The organism is Nocardia sp. PE-7, from assembly GCF_030486425.1.
Lineage (GTDB): Bacteria > Actinomycetota > Actinomycetes > Mycobacteriales > Mycobacteriaceae > Nocardia > Nocardia salmonicida_A.
Genome location: NZ_CP129614.1, coordinates 2,125,028 through 2,142,467, shown reverse-complemented (window position 1 = coordinate 2,142,467; position 17,440 = coordinate 2,125,028). Strand labels below are relative to the sequence as shown.

Sequence of the window (17,440 nt, the reverse complement as noted above, 5' to 3'; positions counted from 1 at the left end):
TCGACGCCGCGCGCTGGTGCGTACTCGGACGCACCAGCGCGGACAGCAGAACTCGGGTCGAGCCGGGTGCGCTAGCGCTGGTAGACCTCGACGTAGGCGTTGGTTGCCACCGCGACGACGCCGGGGCCGGCGCCGGTGCAGCCGGTGGTGACGCGCTCACCGGCGGGGGTGAAGGGGTAGCTGAGGGTGTGGTACGGGCCGATGGCGTATAGCGGGAACGGACCGTTGGCGTAGAGGCCGATGCATTCGAGGCGCAGGACGTAGTTGCTGCCGCCGTCGGGTTGGCAGATCGCCGAGGCGCCGAAGAAGTCACGTTCGACGACGCAGTCCTGGGGCGCGGCCTGGGCGGTGCCGGAACCGATGATCGCGACGAAGGCCAGGCCCGAGATTCCGGCGGCCGCGAGTCGCGCTGCCGCGACGATGTTCTTGTTCATGAAAGTGCTCCTGTGTCGAGGTGGTCGATGAGCTTCGCCACGTCCGTGGCGTCGAGTTCGATGTCGAAGATCTCGGTGAGGATCCTCGGAACATCGGGGGGTCGCACCGCCCGGGTCTCGCCGGTGCCGTCCGGGTAGTTGGTGTGCAAGGTGAGTCCGTCGAGCATGTAGTGGACCTCCGGGTAGAGGCGCTGCGCGATGGGGCGGGTCGTGAACGGCGAATGCGTGGACGTCGAGACGTAGTAGTTGCCGACGACCTGGTCGATCGGGTACTGCGGGTTCATGGTGAAGGTGCGACGGTGGAGCCAGCCGTCGCGAGAGAAGTGGCGCAGGGTCCACAGGCCGCCGCCCAGCGCCTCGGAGTCGAGTTCGAGCATGAACAGCCATGCACCAGCGGTGAATTCGCCGTCGACGGGGGTCAGTTCGATCGGTTCCAGTGGTCCGGAGCCGAAACCGACGTCGCACAACCAGGCTCGCTCGTCGTCGGTCGTCGTGACGCGCAGCAGTGCGTGTGTGGCAGGAAGCAGGCGGGTATCCGCGCCGAGGAAAATCCGTCCGGCCAGGCCGGTGACGCCGAAGCCGAGCCGTTCCAGCACCGCGGCGAACAACGCGCAGTTCTCGAAGCAGTAACCGCCGCGACGGTGTCGAATCATCCTGTCCTGCATGGACTTCACGTCCAGCCTGACCGGCCGGCCCAGGATGATCTCGAGGTTCTCGAAGGGGAAGGTCGTGGTGTGCCGATAGACCAGCTCGCGCAATGTCGCCAGGGTCGGAGCGCGCGCACCGGTGAAGCCGATGCGGGTCAGATACGCGTCCAGGTCCAGGTCTGCACCGCACCAGGTGCTCACGCGCGGTCCGGCCGGCGGCCGAAGTGTTCGACCAGTCGGGAATAGCTGTCGTCGCCGTGGCCGGCGACCAGGGCATCGGCGATGAGTCGCCTGGTGTAGGTCGGCAGCGCGACATCGATTCCGCGGGAATCACTTTCGGCGATCAGGTCGTCGATGGAGGGCAGGTGGTGTTTGAGGGCGCCGAACGGGGTGGCGAATTCGGCGCGGTCGATCTCCCCGGCGAACAGCCCGAACAGCGACGGCAGCGCCGCCAGGGACGGCTGTGCCTGTTCGGTGTAGCGGCCGATCGGGATCCCGGCGGCGTGCAGCAGCGCTGCGGCGTGCAGGAATCCGTTGAGCAGGCCCCACATGATGTCGTGGAATGCCATTCCGTACAGCAGTGGCACGCCGGGGTCGGTGGACACGTGGGTCGCGCGTCCGCCGAGTGCCCGCAGGATCGGTTCGTGCCGGTCGAAGACCGGGCGGGGGCCGCCGAAGAAGATCACCGCGTCCGGTGAGCCGATCGCGGGGGCGATGGTCATGATCTGTCCGTGCAGGTAGTCCGCGCCCAGGGCGGCCACCACATCCGCTGCGGCCCCGGCCTGTTCGGACGGGCCGTCGGTCAGGTTGACCACGGTGCGCCCGGCCAGGGCGGTGCCCGCTGCCTGCAGCAGCTTCCCGGCTACCGCGCCGTCCTGGACGTTGACGATCACCAGTTCGGCCGCACGCACCGCCGCCTCCGGCGACTCCGCTAGCCGAGCGCCCGCGGCAACCAGCGGCTCGGCCTTCGCGGACGACCTGTTCCAGACGGTGAGCGGGTGTCCGGCCGACAGCAGGGCGGCGGCCAGCGCGGACCCCATTTCCCCCAAACCGAATAGAGCGATTGTCATGATTCTCCGATCTCGTTGCTTGCAGATGACGGTAAAATCTCAACTTTTGTTGAGATCAAGAGGGTGAGACGTAGGCCACCTCGACCGAGACCGCGCGCCGATTCGGCAGCGACCAGGCCGCGAGCACGCCGAGCAGGATGAGGGCAGAGGCCACGGCGACCGTGCTGCGCAGACTGTCGGCAGTGGCCATCCGCAACGCGTCACCGCCGAGACCGGTCGCGCCCGCGTTCGCGATGCCGACGAGCACCGCGAGTCCGGCGCCGATGCCGACCTGCATCGCGGTGTTGGCCATCCCGCCCGCGGTGCCCTGCTCCTGTTCGGCGACACCGGTGCCCGCGGCGGCGTACATGGTCGGATAGACGGTGCCCATCCCGGCGCCGTAGACCAGGATTCCGGCCACGATCGTGCGGTAGGAACCGTCGGCGACCATCCCCCCGGCGAGCAGGGCGCCACCCACCGCGCCGAGCAGCAACCCGACGATCAGCGTGACGCGGATGCCGATCCGTACGATCAGTCGCTCGGCGAGGAAGTTCGCGACCGCGATGACCAGCGACAGGCTCAGGAAAACCAGCCCGGTGACCAGCGCGCTGTAGCTCCACACGTTCTGCAGGAACAGCGTGAGGAAGTAGACGATGTTCTGCATGGTCGCGCCGAAGACGAAGATGACAGCCAGCACCGGCCCCAACGCGCGGGCCAGCCGTAATGGCATGAGCGGGCTGTCATTGCGCGACTCGATGACCAGGAACGCGGCCAGCAGTGCCACCGCGAGCGCGCCACCGCCGAGGACGGGCGCCGAGGTCCAGCCGGATTCCGGTCCCTGCGCCACGGTGAACACCAGCAGCGTCACGCCGACGGTCCCCGTGAGCGCGCCGGGCACGTCGAACCGACCCCCGTCGCGCGGACCATCCGCGCGCAACAGCGGGAACGCCGCCACCACGCCGACCACGACCAGCGGCACATTGATCAAGAACACCGCCTGCCAGCCGAACGCGCTGGTCAGCACGCCGCCGAGCAGCGCACCGAGGCTGAGCCCGCCCGCACCGGCCATCGCCCACACCGCGAGCGCGCGGATCCGCTGCCTGCCCTCCTCGAACATGGTGTTGACCAGCGAGAGCGTCGCGGGGAACAGCAGGGCCGCACCGATCCCCTGGATCGCGCGGGCGGCGATCAGTGCGATCGTGGTGGTGGCCAGGCCCCCCAGCAGCGACGCGACACCGAACACCACCAGGCCGAGCACGAACATCCGCCGCCTGCCGAGCAGGTCCGCGGAACGTCCGCCCAGCAGCAGCAGGCCGCCGAAGAAGATGGCGTAGGCGCTGACCACCCACTGCATGGAATGCCCGGAGAATCCGACGTCGCGTGCGATGTCGGGCAGGGCGACGTAGATGATCGTGAAGTCCAGCGACGTGATCAAGCTGGAGAAGGCGAGCAGGGCGAGTGTGGTGGAGGGACGTTTCATGACGGTGTCCTTCTCTACAGCGGGTAGGGCCGGGTTTCGCGGGCCACGTGCAGCGCGTGGGCCCACCAGGTGAGCTGGTTGAGCAGCGCGGTGGCTGCGGCGCCCGCACCGGCGGTGTCGAGCGGCTGACCGGCGTCGTCGAACTTGTTCCAGCACGAGTGGAAGCTGACGGTGTCGCGGATCGCGATGGCGTGCAGTTCGCCGAAGACCTGGCGCAACTGTTCGGCGGCACGCAGTCCGCCGGAGACCCCGCCGTAGCAGACGAATGCGACCGGCTTGGCCTTCCACTCGTCGACGTAGGAGTCGATGGCGGCCTTGAGCGCGGCAGGATAGCCGCGGTTGTATTCGGGCGAGACGATGACGAAGGCGTCGGCCCCCGCGAGACGTTTCGACAGCGCCGCGACCACATCGTCGGTCTGGTCGAGGTCGGCGGGGAGCGGCGTCTCGGCGAGGTCGATCAGGTCGAGGTCGAGCCCGCCGTGTTCGACGGCGTGATCGTGGAACCAGTGGGCGACCGTCGGCCCGAATCGCTGGGTTCGGGTGCTGCCGATGATGATCGCCACGCGCAAGAGATCGGTTGCGGGCACCAGGTCCACCTTCCGGTCGGGGGTCGTTGTCGTCATGACCTTCGCCGGTGCGGCCTACGCCGCTCTTACAGTCGCCCTACACGGCCGGGAAAGTCGGTCCGTATCGTCACGGTCATGCGGTTCGGTGTGCTCGGCCCCGTGACGGTGTGGACGGACCGGGTCGCGCCGGTCACGATCCCGGCCGGACAGGTGCGCACGGTGCTGGCCGTGCTCCTGGTCCATCGTGGGCGTTCGGTGTCGACCGATCGACTCGTCGAGGTGCTGTGGCCGCGGCGGGTTCCGCGGGATGCGGCGGCGGCGCTGCAGGTCAAGGTCTCGCAACTGCGCAGCGCGCTGGCCGCCGCCGAGCCGGACGCGCGGGCCCTGGTGGTGTCGGGTCCCGCGGGATACAGCCTCGACGTGACAGCCGATGCGGTGGACGCGGGCCGCTTCGAGAACTTGCTCGCCCACCTCGACCCGGATCCCCGGCAGCGGGCCGAGGCCCTGACCACCGCGCTTGAGCTGTGGCGCGGCCCGGCGTTCGCGGAGGTGGCCGACGCGGAGTTCGCGGAGGTCGAGATCGCCCGACTGGACGAACTGCGACTGTCGGCGGTGGAATCCCGGGCCGAGGCGCTGCTCGAACTCGGCGAATACGCCGCGCTGGTCGGCGAATTGGCGCCGCTGGTCGCCGAACATCCACTGCGCGAACGCTTGCGCGCGGCACACCTGTGGGCGCTGTACCGGGCCGGACGGCAGAGTGACGCGCTGGCCGAGTTCACCGATCTGCGCACGCGATTGCGCACCGAGCTCGGCGTGGATCCGAGTCCCGAGATCGTCGCCGTGCACCGGGCGATCCTGGCCAAGGACCCGCTGCTCACGCCTCGCTCGGCCGCGACGAATCTGCCAGGCCAGCTCACCGAGCTGATCGGACGGGCCGAGGCAGCACGCGACGTGCGGACGCTGGTCGGCGCGCATCGCTTGGTGACCCTGGTCGGGCCCGGCGGTGTCGGCAAGACCCGCTTGGCGATCGAGGCGGCGCAGACCCTGCTCACCGACCAGTCCGGCGGCGCGTGGTTCGTCGAGCTGGCCGGAATCGAGGAGACCGCCGCCGCGCGCGCGACCATCATCGACACCGTGCACGCGGTGCTGGGCATCCGTGGCGACGCCCGCTCCCCTGCCGGTCCACTCGACCAGCTGATCAGCGCGTTGCGCGGCAAGCGGGTGCTGCTCGTCCTCGACAACTGTGAGCACCTGGTGGCCGTGGTCGCCGAACTCACCGAGCGGCTGTTGCGCTCGGTCACCGAACTGCGCGTGCTGGCCACCAGCCGCGAACCACTCGGCGTGGCCGGCGAGGCCGTCTACCCGGTGGCCGCGCTCGAATTGCCCTACTCCCCAGCCGATATCGGTCCCGACTCGCTACCGAGGTTCAGCGCGATCCGCCTGTTCACCGCACGCGCGACGGCCGCGGCGCCCGGCTTCACCCTCGATGCGGGAAACGCCGCGGCCGTCACCACCATCTGTCGCCGACTCGACGGAATCCCGCTGGCCCTCGAGCTGGCCGCCGCGCGGGTGCGGGCGCTCGGTGTGCGGGAACTGGCCGCCCGGATGGACGATCGTTTCGACCTGCTGGTAACCGGGCACCGCGCCGGGCCGAGTCGCCAGCAGACCCTGCGCGCGATGATCGACTGGAGCTGGCAACAGCTCTCCGAGCCGGAACGAGCTGTGCTGCGCCGACTTTCGGTGCATGCCGACGGTTTCGGGCTGGCGGCGGCAGAGTGCATCTGCGCGATCGGCGAACTCCCTCGCCGACGGGTCCTCGATGTGCTCGCCCGGCTGGTGGACCGGTCGCTCGTCACGACGACCGACACCGACCACGGACCGCGTTACCGGCTGCTGGAAACGGTCGCGTTGTACTGCTCGGAGCGGCTGAGCGAGGCCGGTGAGGCCGACCTGGTGCACGAGCTGCGCAACGAGTACTACGCGACATCGGCCGAGCAGGCACGCGACCGGCTACGCGGCGCCGAACAGCGCAGATGGCTCACGGTAATGGACGTCGAGTACGCGAACCTGCGTGCCGCCGTTGAGGATTCATCGCGTCGCGGTAGCGGTGTCTTCGCGCTTAGGCTGGTAAACGCGATGGCCTGGTACTGGTTCCTGCGTGGCCGCATCGGAGAGGGTGTCCGGCTGCTCGACACCGCGCTGGCGACCTCCCGCGAGACCGCGCCCGTGTTGTGGGCCAGGGCCAACGGCTGGCGATCGGCGCTGATGCTGCTCGGCGCCGGCGACGCGGACCGTTCGGGATTGGTGCCAGCCGGGCTGGCCGGGTTCGACGAAGTGGACGATCCGGCCGGTCGCGCGTTCACCGAATGGCTACTCGCCGAGGTGCTGCTCGGCGGCGGCGACCAGGCGGTCAGCGACACTCTGGCACAACGCGCACTCGCCGGATTCCTTGCGGCCGAGAATCATTGGGGCATCGCCGCGGCCCTGAGCAGCGCCGCCCACCATGCCATGCTGCGTGGAGATCTCCCCGCCATGGCCCGCGACGCCACCGAGAGCGCGCGCCTGTTCACGAATATCGGCGATCGGTGGGGTCAGCTGCGCGCCACCGAACTGCTCGCCCGCCGCGCCGAGATCATCGGCGACTACCCCGAAGCCGCTAACCTGTACCGCGACGGTCTTTACCATGCCGAAGAGCTCGGGGTCTGGCCGCAGGTCGCCGACATGCTGTCCGGACTGGGCCGACTCGCCCTGCTCTCGAGCGATCTGGACCAAGCGCGCCGCCTCCACGAACGCGCGCTCGAGCTGTCGGTGAGCCAGGGCCACGAGCTCGGTCGGGTCTTCGCCGAGGTCGGTCTCGGCATCGGCGCCCGGCGTGAGGGCCGCCTCGACGATGCCGAACGCCACACCCGCGCGTCCCTGGACTGGAATCGGGATGTCGGCTACGCACCAGGCGTCGCGCACAGCCTCGCCGAACTCGGCTTCATCGCCGAACTGCGCGGCGATCCCGACCAGGCACGCGCACTACACGAAGAGGGCATCGCGGTCGCCCGCCGCACCGGCGACCCCCGCGCGATCGCCCTCGCGCTGGAAGGGCTCGCTGGGGCCGCCGCCCTCGCAGGGGATTTCGAACAGGCGAGGGCACTGCTCGCGGACGCCACAGCGGCACGTCACACCGCGGGAGCGCCACTGCCGGAACAGGAACGCACCGATGTGGACCGCATCGCGGCGGCGATTCGCGCGGCCGATCTCGGCACGCTGTAGGCAGGATGGACGAAAGCCACGCCGATCAGCGTGGATGCTCAGAGCGATCGGCCAGCAATGGGCTGACTACGGCTGGGAAGCTGGTCGCTTCGGATTCCCGACCAGCGACGAGTACGACAGAAACACTCGAACCTGGACTTCGGGTACACCGTCTGCATGTTCCCCTCCCCGGGTCGAAAATCATCGACACGCGGCTGATCGCCGCAGCAGTCCCGAACGTATTCGGCCCGTCACAACGGTCGTCGAGCGCCCCAGAACTAGAGGTCTGGCGGCCGACAGCCGTGCGCTGTCAGGCCGGTGCGATGCGTGGTCCCCAGTAGTTGAGGTGAGCGGCCGAGTGGGCGAGTGCGGTGCGTTCGGGAATGATGTCCCAGATTCCGTATTTGTCGTGGGGGAAGTCACGCAGGAAGTTGTTGAGGTCCACTGCGGTGGCGAACAGGCGGGCGGGATCGATCGGTCCCAGAATTCCCGAGTTCACCCAGTCGACAATGTGCTCGGCGATCCTGGTGATCATGGCGACCGGGTCGGTGAGGGTGAATTCGGTGGCGATGTCGTAGGCCTGTTTCAAGTAGGTGCCCGCGATGTTGGCATTGCCGTAGATGTCTCCGGGCAGGCAGTAGTCGAACCAGTCGATGGGGTGGGTTTCGGTGATGTTGTCGCCCGAGATGCCTTGGTAGGCCAGGGAATTGCCGAGATGGAAGGTACGGCCCAACCCGCGATGCGGTGAGGCGAGGGCGTGTACCCAGTGACAGTCGCCCCGTCGGCCCTGCAGTGGCCCGGACACGATGTCGCGACCGACCAGCGAGACCACTGCCCCGCCCTGGCTGTAGCCGAGCAGGCCGAACGACCCCTCGTGCGCGTTGATCAGTCTGGTCAGTTCGGCGATGCCCATGTCGCGGGAGGCGCGGTAGGACGGTCGGCCCAGAGCGTCGAGCAGGGCGTCGCCGCCGCCGGGGACGGGTCCGAAACTGGCGGGATAGTTCACGTATTCGATGTCGAACCATTGCGGGTCGAGGGCGTTGGTGATGCCGGTCAGCATGCCGATGGGGTCCGACGGGCTGATTCCGCCCGGATTGGCGTTGGCGGCGGCGACGGCTTCCCACGTGCCGGGCACACAGAACAGTGTGTGCTTGGCGAGGGTCAGGTCGGGGATGATCAGGGTCTGCCCGACGGTGATCATGTTCGGGTCGGCGAGCTTGTTGGCGGCCGCGATCAGCGGAAACCGCGCGCGGTCGCCGTAGAACCGCTCGGCCAGACCGGACAGTGTGTCGCCTACGACCACTGTGTGGGTGGCGGTGAGCCCGGGAACGATGAGCACCTGACCGACCCTGATCACGTTCGGGTCGGCGATCCGGTTCGCGATCGCGATCACCGGATACAGCGACGAGTCGCCGTAGAAGCGGCTGGCCAGCGCCGACATGGTGTCGCGTGCAGCAACCGTGTAGCGGATAGCCATGATCGACCTCTCGTCCTTGGGATCAGCATCGACGATTCCATTACTACGCAGAACTGACTCGAGTGGTGGAGTACTCCAAAATTGCGCCGATATCGACACCGTCGTGGTCGGACGGGGCCGCGACAAGCAGCCGGGCCCTGCCGGGAGACAGCCGCGGCACGGCGATCACCAGTGGGGTCTTCTGCCGCACATTCCCGATTCAGAGGGAACTCCAGACGACTCCACCGCTCCCCCACCGCCCGAGAACTCGCGACCCAACTCCGTGTCCCGGTCACCGATATCGCCCGAACCCTGTTCGCGGTCAACGTATTCCAGACGCACAGCCTCGACACTCCCGCTCGTGAGAGCGACGGCGATCCCAGCATGACGATCGCCGACACCTTCGGCGAAAAAGACCCCCGCTTCCAGCTGGCCGAGGACACGATCACCGTCGCGCCCTTGTCGGCACAGTTGTCGGCCGATGATCAGTAGCTGCTGATCTGGCGGTTCTATGACACGCTCGCCCAGGGCGAGATCGCGCAACGTCTCGGCATCTCCCAGATGGGCGTGTCTCGCAAACTCGGCAGACTGCTGGGTGGTCTGCGTGCCCAGACCACCGACGATCAGTCGCGCGCTAGTGGTGTGAACCGCGGGCCTGGGTTACTTGCCTGGTGCGAAGTCGCCTCGCCGTGGTCGGGGCCACCGGGCGTGGCTCCGGATGTCTGCGATCTGGCGCGCAGGGGTGCGCACATTCTGCGCAACATCGTGCGCAACCGGGTCGTCGCCGGGTCCTTCGCCGCCGTGGTCTCGATCATGCGCCCTATGATCGCCCGACACTGGATACACCGGTCAGGAGGCGTGAAAACGGATGAGCGCGAACGTACCTCGCAAGAAATTAACCATCGAGTTCGACGAACCTCTCACGGAGGAGCTATACGCGAACCTGGCATCGCTGGTGTGGATGCAGCTACGCACGATCGCCGACGCGGCCGATTTCGAGTTCACGGTCAGCCATGACGGCCCGGCCTCGATGAGCGAGAAGCTGAACCAACACTGGGATCGGTTCGCCCAGCAAGCCCAGTGGGAGACCGAATAGCCGGATTCCCCCGCGGCTCCCGGTGGTGCCGGTTTCTGGCTAGGATGGATCTCTTCGCCTATAAGGCGGAGTCCCCGGGAGCTGTGAGCCATGAGCGACCACATCCAAATGCAACCCCCCGACTACCACCGGTGTCTCGACACCGTGTTCGCCTCGCCAGTCGCCTGCCGGGAGCTATTGCAACGACTGTCGGAGATGACCGAGCACGACACCCACTCACGGTGGTCACCGTGGTTGGGGCAGGTGCCCCCGCCCCACGGCTCGCGGGTCGCCGAACAGATTCCGATCGCTGTGCGGCTGGCGATGCTGCAGGCCGATTACGACTCATGCCGCGAGATCCTCGATCTCAACGTCCGCGATCTCGCCGCAGTGGTCGGCGTGCACCCGATGCAGATGAGCTACGTCGAACTCATCGCCAGTGTGCGCAGGATCCTCGAGGATCAGCGAAACCGGATCCTCGAACTGGAGGCTGACCGGCCGGGCTGTCGTTAGAGCTGTTCGGAAATCGAAGGCGGGCTCAAACAGTCAGCGCATCACCCCTGTTCAGGTGCTGAGCATAACCTCGACAGGACTGTGGTAGCCGTGGATCTTGCGCGGGCGGTGGTTGGGCTCGTGGGCGATCGGCTTGACTGAGGCGGCGGAGGTCAGCGTTCTTCGGCAAGTATTGGCGCAGTAGGCGATTGGTATTCTCGTTCGTGCCTCGTTGCCAGGGCTGCGGGGTTGCAGAGGTAGATCGGCATCTTCGTGGCTGCGGTGATGGCTTTGTGGCGGGCGACCTCTCGGCCGCGATCCCACGTCAGAGTGCGGCGCATCGGTGCTGGGAGACTGAGCAGATACTTCGTCAGATGTGGTGTGACCTGGTCGGCCTTGATGCCGTCGGGCAGCGCCACCAGCGCGGTGAATCGGCTGGTTCGCTCGACGAGCGTCGCGATGGCCGACGGGCGGGACCCCATCACCAGGTCTGTTTCCCAATGCCCGGCGGTCTGCCGAGTTTCGACCTCGATCCGACGTTGGATGATGGGCACCAGGTCGGTGATCACACCTCACCCGTCGGGGCGGCGAGCTCGTTTCGGATGCCGCATCAGCCGACCGGTGCGCAACCTGCGAATCAGAGTTCGGTCGATCGCTGTGCGGCGTGGATCGAACAGGGTCAGGTAGATCGCTTCGTGGGAGATTCTCATCGACTCGTTGTCGTGGAACTGATTGCGCAGCAAACCGGGCGATCTGCTCAGGCGACCAGCAGGCCGCGAGTCTTTCCTCGACCAGTGCACGTAAGAGCGGGCTCTTCGCCAGTCCGGCCTGCTTCGGGCGCCGTGCTCGCTGATACGCCTGCTCATCGGGCATAGCGGCCCGATAGGAGGTGCGGCCACCGTTGCGGGCGATTTCCCGTGCGATCGTCGACGGCGATCGTCGGATGCGTGTGGCGATCGTCCGTGCCGAACAGCCCATCGCGAGTCCACGGGAGATCTCTTCGCGTTCGGCGATCGTCAGGTGCTGGATCCGTCGCTGAGGCGGCGGTCGGCGAACTCCTCCGGTCTGCGCGAGGAACCGCCGCACGTGTTGGGGGGCAGCCCGAGTGACCGGGCGGTCGCGCTGAACGACTCACCGGCCCGCCATTTCAGCCAGACCTCATCCTGACGAGCAGCCGACATCCCCATAATCTCGCACCCAAACCTCCACGCCGACATGATCGCGAAACCGTAGTCATCGAGCGTGTCGTGTACCGGGTGGATGACCAGCCCGGGGGTACTGGTTCGCGTCGCGGGTCCCCATGGGCGATTCTGACCTATCGCGTGGTCGCCGATCCCACTGTCACAGTACGAAGCTGGGTTGCAGACGCGATGCGAGTGTCCTGCATCCCGACCACCGCTGGCATGAGCTCGCCAAGACCTGGCAGACAGTCGGTGCGGGCGAGGAGTTCGTCCGCCAGGCCGTTGCCGCGCCGAAACCGTTGTGGCGAAACTACGTTTGCTCGGACTGCCGGAAACGCACAGGGCTCATGGGCACTTCGACCTCGAGATGGGCAGGACCATCCTCGACCTCTACCGTTCGGCGTGCGAAGCCGCTACCGGGCACCGGGAAGTGAGCAGTTTTCGGCCTGGCAGGTGAGCTAAAACCACTGTGCCGCGTGGAACGATCCACGCGGCACAGAGGTTTCGGCGGATGTCAGCCGACCGCGGTCACGGCCTCGACGATGACCTTCGCGACGGGGCCGGGCTGGGAGACGGTGAGAGCGTGCGAGGCACCCATGATCTCCACCGTGGCGCGGGAACCGGCGCGTTCGGCCATGAACCGGTGCGCGGCGACCGGGATGTTGTAATCGGCGTCAGGAAAGACGAACCACGACGGCACGGTCTTCCAACTCGGTGCGCCGGACTTGCCGTTGAGGGCGCGATCGTTGAGCGGACGCTGAGTGGCCGCGTCGATGGCGGCCTTGGTGTTGGGGACGTCGGCAGCGAACTGCTGGTGGAACTTGGCGGGCTGGATGTAGAGGTCGGTGCTGCCGTCGGACAGCGCCACCTTGTTGAGGGTGTCTCCGAGCGTGCTGCCGGGGAATTTGCCCGAAAGCTCGCCGATGGTCTCACCCTCTTCGGGAGCGAAGGCGGCAACGTAGACCAGCCCCTTGACCTTCGGATCCTGGATCTGGGAGATGACCTGCCCACCGTAGGAGTGCCCGACCAGGACGACCGGCCCGTCGATCGAGGCCACCACACTGCGGACGGAGTCGGCGTCGCCGGCGACACTGCGCAGTGGGTTACCCGCGGCGATGCTGGTCAGGCCCTGCTCGTTGAGCTTGTCGATCACCCCGTTCCAGCTGCTGGATTCGGCGAAGGCGCCGTGGACGAGGACGATGGTCGGCTTGGTGGCGGAGGGCGCGGGCTGGGCGGTGGCGCAACCCGCGCTGGCGATGGTTGCGGTGAGGCCGAGAGCGACGGCGGCGAGCTTGACGGCGGAGTTGATACGCATGACAGTTCCTCGAGACAGTGGTGGTGTGGAGTAGATGTTCGGCAGTGTCAGCCGACGACGGCTTCGATCGCGGTGAGGATGACCTCGGCGACCGCGGCGGGCTGCGATGCAGGCAGCGCGTGCGAGGCACCGACGATCTCGATCGTGGCGCGTGCACCCGCGCGTTCGGCCATGAACCGGTGCGCGGCGACCGGGATGTTGTAATCGGCGTCAGGGAACACGAACCACGACGGCACGGTCTTCCAGCTCGGTGCGCCGGACTTGCCGTTGAGGGCGCGATCGTTGAGCGGGCGCTGGGTGGCAGCGTCGATGGCGGCTTGGGTAGCGGAGATGTCGGCGGAGAACTGCCGGTGGAACTTGGCGGGCTGGATGTAGAGGTCGGTGCTGCCGTCGGACAGCGCCACCTGGTTCAGCGTTTCGCCGAGGGTGCTGCCGGGGAACTTCCCGGACAGTTCGCCGATGGTCTCGCCCTCCTCGGGGGCGAAGGCGGCAACGTAGACGAGGGCGGCGATCTTGGGGTCGTGGACCTGGGAGATGACCTGGCCGCCGTAGGAATGTCCGACGAGGACGACCGGACCGTCCACGGAATCGACGATGCCGCGGACGATGTCGGCGTCGGTATCGACATCACGCAGCGGGTTGGCGGCGGCGATGACGGTGGCGTCGACGGTGCGCAGCCGACTGATGACCCCGCTCCAGCTGGCCGATTCGGCGAAGGCGCCGTGGACGAGGATGACGGTGGGTGTGCTCATGATGGCTCCTGACAGGGTGTGAAGGTGATCAGTGCGCGAGGAATGCGAGGAGGTCGGCTTCGAACGCGGTGCGGAATTCGCCGTACAGACCGTGCGGTGCGCCGGGATACACCCGCAGAGTCGCGTTCTTGATCAGCTCGGCAGATCTCATCGCTGAGTCGTGGAGCGGGACGATCTGGTCGTCGTCACCGTGGGCGACCAGTACCGGCACGTCGATCCCGAGCAGGTCCGCGGTGAAATCGGTCTCGGAGAACTGGGCAACACATTCGTAGGCGGCGCGCACCCCGACCTGCATGCCGAGTCGCCAGAACGCACGACGCGCACCCTCGGAGACAGTCGCGTCAGACCGGTTGAAGCCGTAGAAGGCCTCGCTCAGATCCCAGTAGAACTGCGAGCGGTCGGCGGCAACGCCGGCGCGGATCCCGTCGAAGACCTCCATGGCAGTGCCGTCGGGGTTGGTGTCGGACTTGACCATCACCGGGGGCACCGCGCCGAGCAGCACCGCCTTGGCTACCCGGGCGCTGCCGTGGCGTCCCAGGTAGCGGGCGACTTCGCCGCCGCCGGTGGAGTGACCGACCAGGACCGCGTCGCGCAGGTCCAGGTGCTCGATCAGCTCGCTCAAATCGTCGGCGTAGCGGTCCATAGTGTTGCCGTCCCATGTCTGGCTCGATCGGCCGTGACCGCGGCGGTCATGGGCGATGGCGCGGTAGCCGTGCTCGGCGACCAGGCGGGCTTGCTCGTCCCAAGCGTCGGCGCTGAGCGGCCAGCCATGACTGAAGACCACCGGCTGCCCGGTACCCCAGTCCTTGAAGAAGATCCCGGCGCCGTCGGTGGTGGTGAAGGTGTTTGTCATGCCGAGGAAATTACGACCGAGCCCACCCCCCGCGAATCAGTCGAACGACTGCATCGATGACTGAGTCATGAGGGCCGCCGATGACTCAGTCACTGCCCGATTACGCCACCTACCTGCGTCGTCGCGTTGTGAAACCGTCGGGTCTCTGTCAGGATCGGGCAGGTGAATGGTGAGATTCCGCAGTCAGCGTTGATCGGTCGGGACCGGTATCTGTCCACGCTGCGAGACCTCCTGGATCGTGCCGTCGCCGGCAACGGATCGGCGATCGTCCTGCGCGGACCAGCCGGTATCGGAAAGTCAGCTCTGCTGAAGGTGATTCGGGAGGCGGCTACCAACCAGCACCTGACCGTCGTCTCCGCCGTCGGTGTCGAGAACGAAGCAGGCTTGCCTTTCGCGGGCCTGCATCAACTCCTGCGTCCCCTTCATGCGGAGATGGCCAAGCTGCCCGTTTCTCATCAACGCTCGCTGCGCGCGGCGTTCGGACAGGAAGACGGATCGCCCGACCTCTACGCGGTGGCGTTGGCCGCATTGCAGCTCATCGGTGAAGCCGCTGCGACGCGGCCGACGATTGTGATCCTCGATGATCTGCAGTGGCTCGACAGCTGCAGCGCCAATGTGCTCGGTTTCCTCGCCCGCCGCATCGGCAGTGACGCAGTGCTCGTGCTGGGCGCCGCCCGCGGATCCGAGGATTCCGCGCGACGAGCGGGGCTGCCGGAAATCACGATCGAACCGCTGGACGATCACGCTGCCGCCACGCTACTCGAGGCGCAAGCGCCCCTGTTGTCGAGCACTGTGCGGCAACGGCTGCTCGGCCAGGCCGCGGGAAATCCCTTGGCGCTCATCGAGTTACCGCGTGCGATGCGCGAGACCACGGATCGGGTGGTCGAGGATTTCCCGTTGACCGCCCGGCTCGAAGCCGCCTTCGCCGCGCGATCGGCCGAGCTCAGCGAGCCGGCACGGACCTTGCTCGTCGTCCTCGCCGCCGATGTCACCTGTGACGCGGGCAGGCTTCTGCGGGCGGCCACCGAACTCGCGGGCACCCCGGTCGGTACCGCGCACCTGCAAGAAGCCATCGACGTCGGCCTGGTCGAGATGGCGGGCCCACTGCTGCGTTTCCGGCATCCGCTGATGCGTTCGGCGACCTATGTCCGGGCGTCACTGACCTTGCGGCTCGGCGCGCATTCGATACTGGCCGAGGTACTCGCCGGCTTCCCCGACAAACAACTGTGGCACCGTGCCGCCGCCACACTCGGTACCGACGACGCCATCGCCGCGCAACTCGAGGACTATGCGCAGCGGTCGCGTGCCTGCGGCGCCATCATGGCCGCGGTGGCCGCTCTGGACCGTGCGGCGGAACTGTCCGAGCGTCCCGACCGCACCACCGCCCTGCTGCTGCACGCCGCGGAACTGGCGAGCGAGACCGGTGCGCGCCGCGAGGCCATAGACCTGTTGGACCGGGCCGACCTCAGCGTTCTCGGCCCGATCGAACGGGCGCGCTTGGCCGTCGTCGAGGAAGTCGTCGCGTTTCAGCGCTACGGCGACTCCGACCGTCGCATCCGGGAGCTGGTCGATATCGCGGCCGATGTGCACGTGGCAGGAAATACCGACCTGGCAGCGGGAATATTGTGGTGTGCCGCCGCCCGATGCTCGTCCCAGGACGCCGGCGACGTCACACGCAAAGACATTGCCGCTCAACTGGATACTCTCGGTCTGCCCGCACACGACGCCCGCGTTCTCGCGGTCGGCGCGCTGAGCCTGCCGTGGGAGCGCGGTCACGGAATCCTCGCGCAACTCGAACAGCTCGACCCCGATCGCACCGACGCGGCCACCCTGCGTTTGCTCGGCTACGCCGCGCTATTCCTCGGCGATTTCCGACGGGGCACAGCGTATATCGACGACGCCGCCGCGATCAGCCGCAGCGAGGGGCGACTCGGCCTGCTCTCCGGCATTCTCGGCGCAGGAAACTGGACTCGCATCTGGCTCGGCGACTGGGACACCGTCCGCGCCGAATCCGAGGAGGCTCGGACATTCGCCGAGGAGAACGGCCAGGAGTTCTATGCCGCGACCGGACGCGCCAATCTGGCGATGATCGCCGCGCTGCGTGGCGAATCCGCCCTGGCAACCGATCATCTGCGTGCGATCGACGCCAGCCCGCTGGCCGCCGGAATGCGCTGCATCCAGATCGCCGCGCAACAGACCCGCGGCGTGCTCCTGCTCCTGGAAGGACGCGCCGACGACGCGTTCGCGGCCCTGGCCCGTGTCTACGATCCGGCCGACCCGGTGAGCCACCCCATGCAATGCTGGTGGGTCGCCCCCGAACTCGCCGACGCCGCCGTAGCCTCCGGAAACATCGATGTAGCAAGGGAATTGCTCGCCGACCTACCGATATTTTCGAAGCGGGTACCTACTTCGATGCTGCTCGCCGTCGACGAATACAGCCGCGCCGTACTCGCCGACGGCGACCACGCTGACGCTGCCTACACCGCCGCGCTCACCGGCAGCGCAGGCGCGTGGCCGCTCTACCGCGCCCGACTGCAACTCCATCACGGCCGCCGCCTACGCCGCCTACGCCGCACCTCGCAAGCCCGCGAACCACTCCGCGAAGCCCGCGACATCTTCGACGCCCTCGGAGCCGACCCCTGGGCGCAGGCCGCCCGCAACGAACTGCGCGCCGCGGGTGAAACCAGCACCCGCCGCTCCCCCACAGCCCGCGACCAACTCACCTCCCAGGAACTCCAGATCGCTACCCTCGCCGCCGACGGCCTCACCAACCGTCAGATCGCGGAAAGGCTCTACCTCTCGCACCGCACTGTCGGCTCCCACCTCTACCGCATCTACCCCCGCCTCGGCATCACCAGCCGAGTCGAGCTCGCCGGAGCCATCTCAGCGATCAGCTGATC

At 67.5% G+C, this 17,440-nt stretch carries 14 protein-coding genes and 2 pseudogenes; 5 read left to right on the top strand and 11 right to left on the bottom strand.

Annotated elements, in window-relative coordinates; genetic code table 11:
* Positions 1-71: 71 nt before the first annotated feature.
* The 5 genes from QX204_RS10090 to QX204_RS10070 are packed head-to-tail and all read right to left on the bottom strand — an operon-like array spanning position 72 to position 4,200.
* Positions 72-434 carry a hypothetical protein gene (locus tag QX204_RS10090; RefSeq protein WP_301906350.1) on the bottom strand — a complete coding sequence of 121 codons (363 nt, stop codon included), beginning with the start codon at positions 432-434 and terminating at the stop codon, positions 72-74.
* Entirely contained in the window at positions 431-1,282 is an 852-nt protein-coding gene (locus QX204_RS10085) for an arylamine N-acetyltransferase family protein (RefSeq protein ID WP_301906348.1), read from the bottom strand. Before QX204_RS10085 ends, QX204_RS10090 begins: the two co-directional genes overlap by 4 nt.
* Positions 1,279-2,151 carry an NAD(P)-dependent oxidoreductase gene (locus QX204_RS10080; protein WP_301906346.1) on the bottom strand — a complete coding sequence of 291 codons (873 nt, stop codon included), beginning with the start codon at positions 2,149-2,151 and terminating at the stop codon, positions 1,279-1,281. Before QX204_RS10080 ends, QX204_RS10085 begins: the two co-directional genes overlap by 4 nt.
* A 55-nt stretch (positions 2,152-2,206) precedes the next feature.
* On the bottom strand, positions 2,207-3,610 hold the full coding sequence (locus QX204_RS10075; RefSeq protein ID WP_301906344.1) for an MFS transporter: 1,404 nt from the start codon (positions 3,608-3,610) through the stop codon (positions 2,207-2,209).
* Between the two features lie 14 nt (positions 3,611-3,624).
* Positions 3,625-4,200, bottom strand: a complete 576-nt coding sequence (locus QX204_RS10070; protein ID WP_301907962.1) for an NADPH-dependent FMN reductase — start codon at positions 4,198-4,200, stop codon at positions 3,625-3,627.
* A gap of 111 nt (positions 4,201-4,311) precedes the next feature.
* Here QX204_RS10070 and QX204_RS10065 point away from each other — a divergent pair, with 111 nt between their 5' ends.
* Complete coding sequence (locus QX204_RS10065; RefSeq protein ID WP_301906342.1) at positions 4,312-7,437, top strand: ATP-binding protein; 3,126 nt, start codon at positions 4,312-4,314, stop codon at positions 7,435-7,437.
* A 289-nt stretch (positions 7,438-7,726) separates the two neighbouring features.
* Here the strand turns inward: QX204_RS10065 and QX204_RS10060 are convergent, their stop codons facing one another.
* Positions 7,727-8,893 carry a LysM peptidoglycan-binding domain-containing protein gene (locus QX204_RS10060; protein ID WP_301906340.1) on the bottom strand — a complete coding sequence of 389 codons (1,167 nt, stop codon included), beginning with the start codon at positions 8,891-8,893 and terminating at the stop codon, positions 7,727-7,729.
* 171 nt (positions 8,894-9,064) lie between these two features.
* Here QX204_RS10060 and QX204_RS34415 point away from each other — a divergent pair.
* The 3 genes and pseudogenes from QX204_RS34415 to QX204_RS10050 form a co-directional block, all read left to right on the top strand.
* Positions 9,065-9,214: pseudogene (locus QX204_RS34415) on the top strand (hypothetical protein); the annotation flags it as partial.
* 526 nt (positions 9,215-9,740) lie between these two features.
* On the top strand, positions 9,741-9,968 hold the full coding sequence (locus tag QX204_RS10055) for a hypothetical protein (RefSeq protein WP_301906339.1): 228 nt from the start codon (positions 9,741-9,743) through the stop codon (positions 9,966-9,968).
* Between the two features lie 195 nt (positions 9,969-10,163).
* Entirely contained in the window at positions 10,164-10,460 is a 297-nt protein-coding gene (locus tag QX204_RS10050) for a hypothetical protein (RefSeq protein ID WP_301906337.1), read from the top strand.
* Between the two features lie 152 nt (positions 10,461-10,612).
* Here the strand turns inward: QX204_RS10050 and QX204_RS10045 are convergent, their stop codons facing one another.
* The 5 genes and pseudogenes from QX204_RS10045 to QX204_RS10030 form a co-directional block, all read right to left on the bottom strand.
* Positions 10,613-11,008, bottom strand: a complete 396-nt coding sequence (locus QX204_RS10045; protein ID WP_301906336.1) for an IS30 family transposase — start codon at positions 11,006-11,008, stop codon at positions 10,613-10,615.
* Positions 11,009-11,351: 343 nt separating this feature from the next.
* Positions 11,352-11,525, bottom strand: a pseudogene (locus tag QX204_RS34410) (helix-turn-helix domain-containing protein); the annotation flags it as partial.
* A 609-nt stretch (positions 11,526-12,134) separates the two neighbouring features.
* A complete protein-coding gene (locus tag QX204_RS10040; RefSeq protein ID WP_301906334.1) occupies positions 12,135-12,935 on the bottom strand; it encodes an alpha/beta fold hydrolase in 801 nt (266 codons plus the stop codon).
* Positions 12,936-12,982: 47 nt separating this feature from the next.
* Positions 12,983-13,687, bottom strand: coding sequence for an alpha/beta fold hydrolase (locus QX204_RS10035; RefSeq protein ID WP_301906332.1), 705 nt, complete (start codon positions 13,685-13,687; stop codon positions 12,983-12,985).
* 28 nt (positions 13,688-13,715) lie between these two features.
* Entirely contained in the window at positions 13,716-14,540 is an 825-nt protein-coding gene (locus QX204_RS10030; protein WP_301906330.1) for an alpha/beta fold hydrolase, read from the bottom strand.
* Positions 14,541-14,702: 162 nt separating this feature from the next.
* Between QX204_RS10030 and QX204_RS10025 the strand changes: the two genes are divergently transcribed.
* Positions 14,703-17,438, top strand: coding sequence for an ATP-binding protein (locus QX204_RS10025; protein ID WP_301906329.1), 2,736 nt, complete (start codon positions 14,703-14,705; stop codon positions 17,436-17,438).
* Positions 17,439-17,440: the final 2 nt, after the last annotated feature.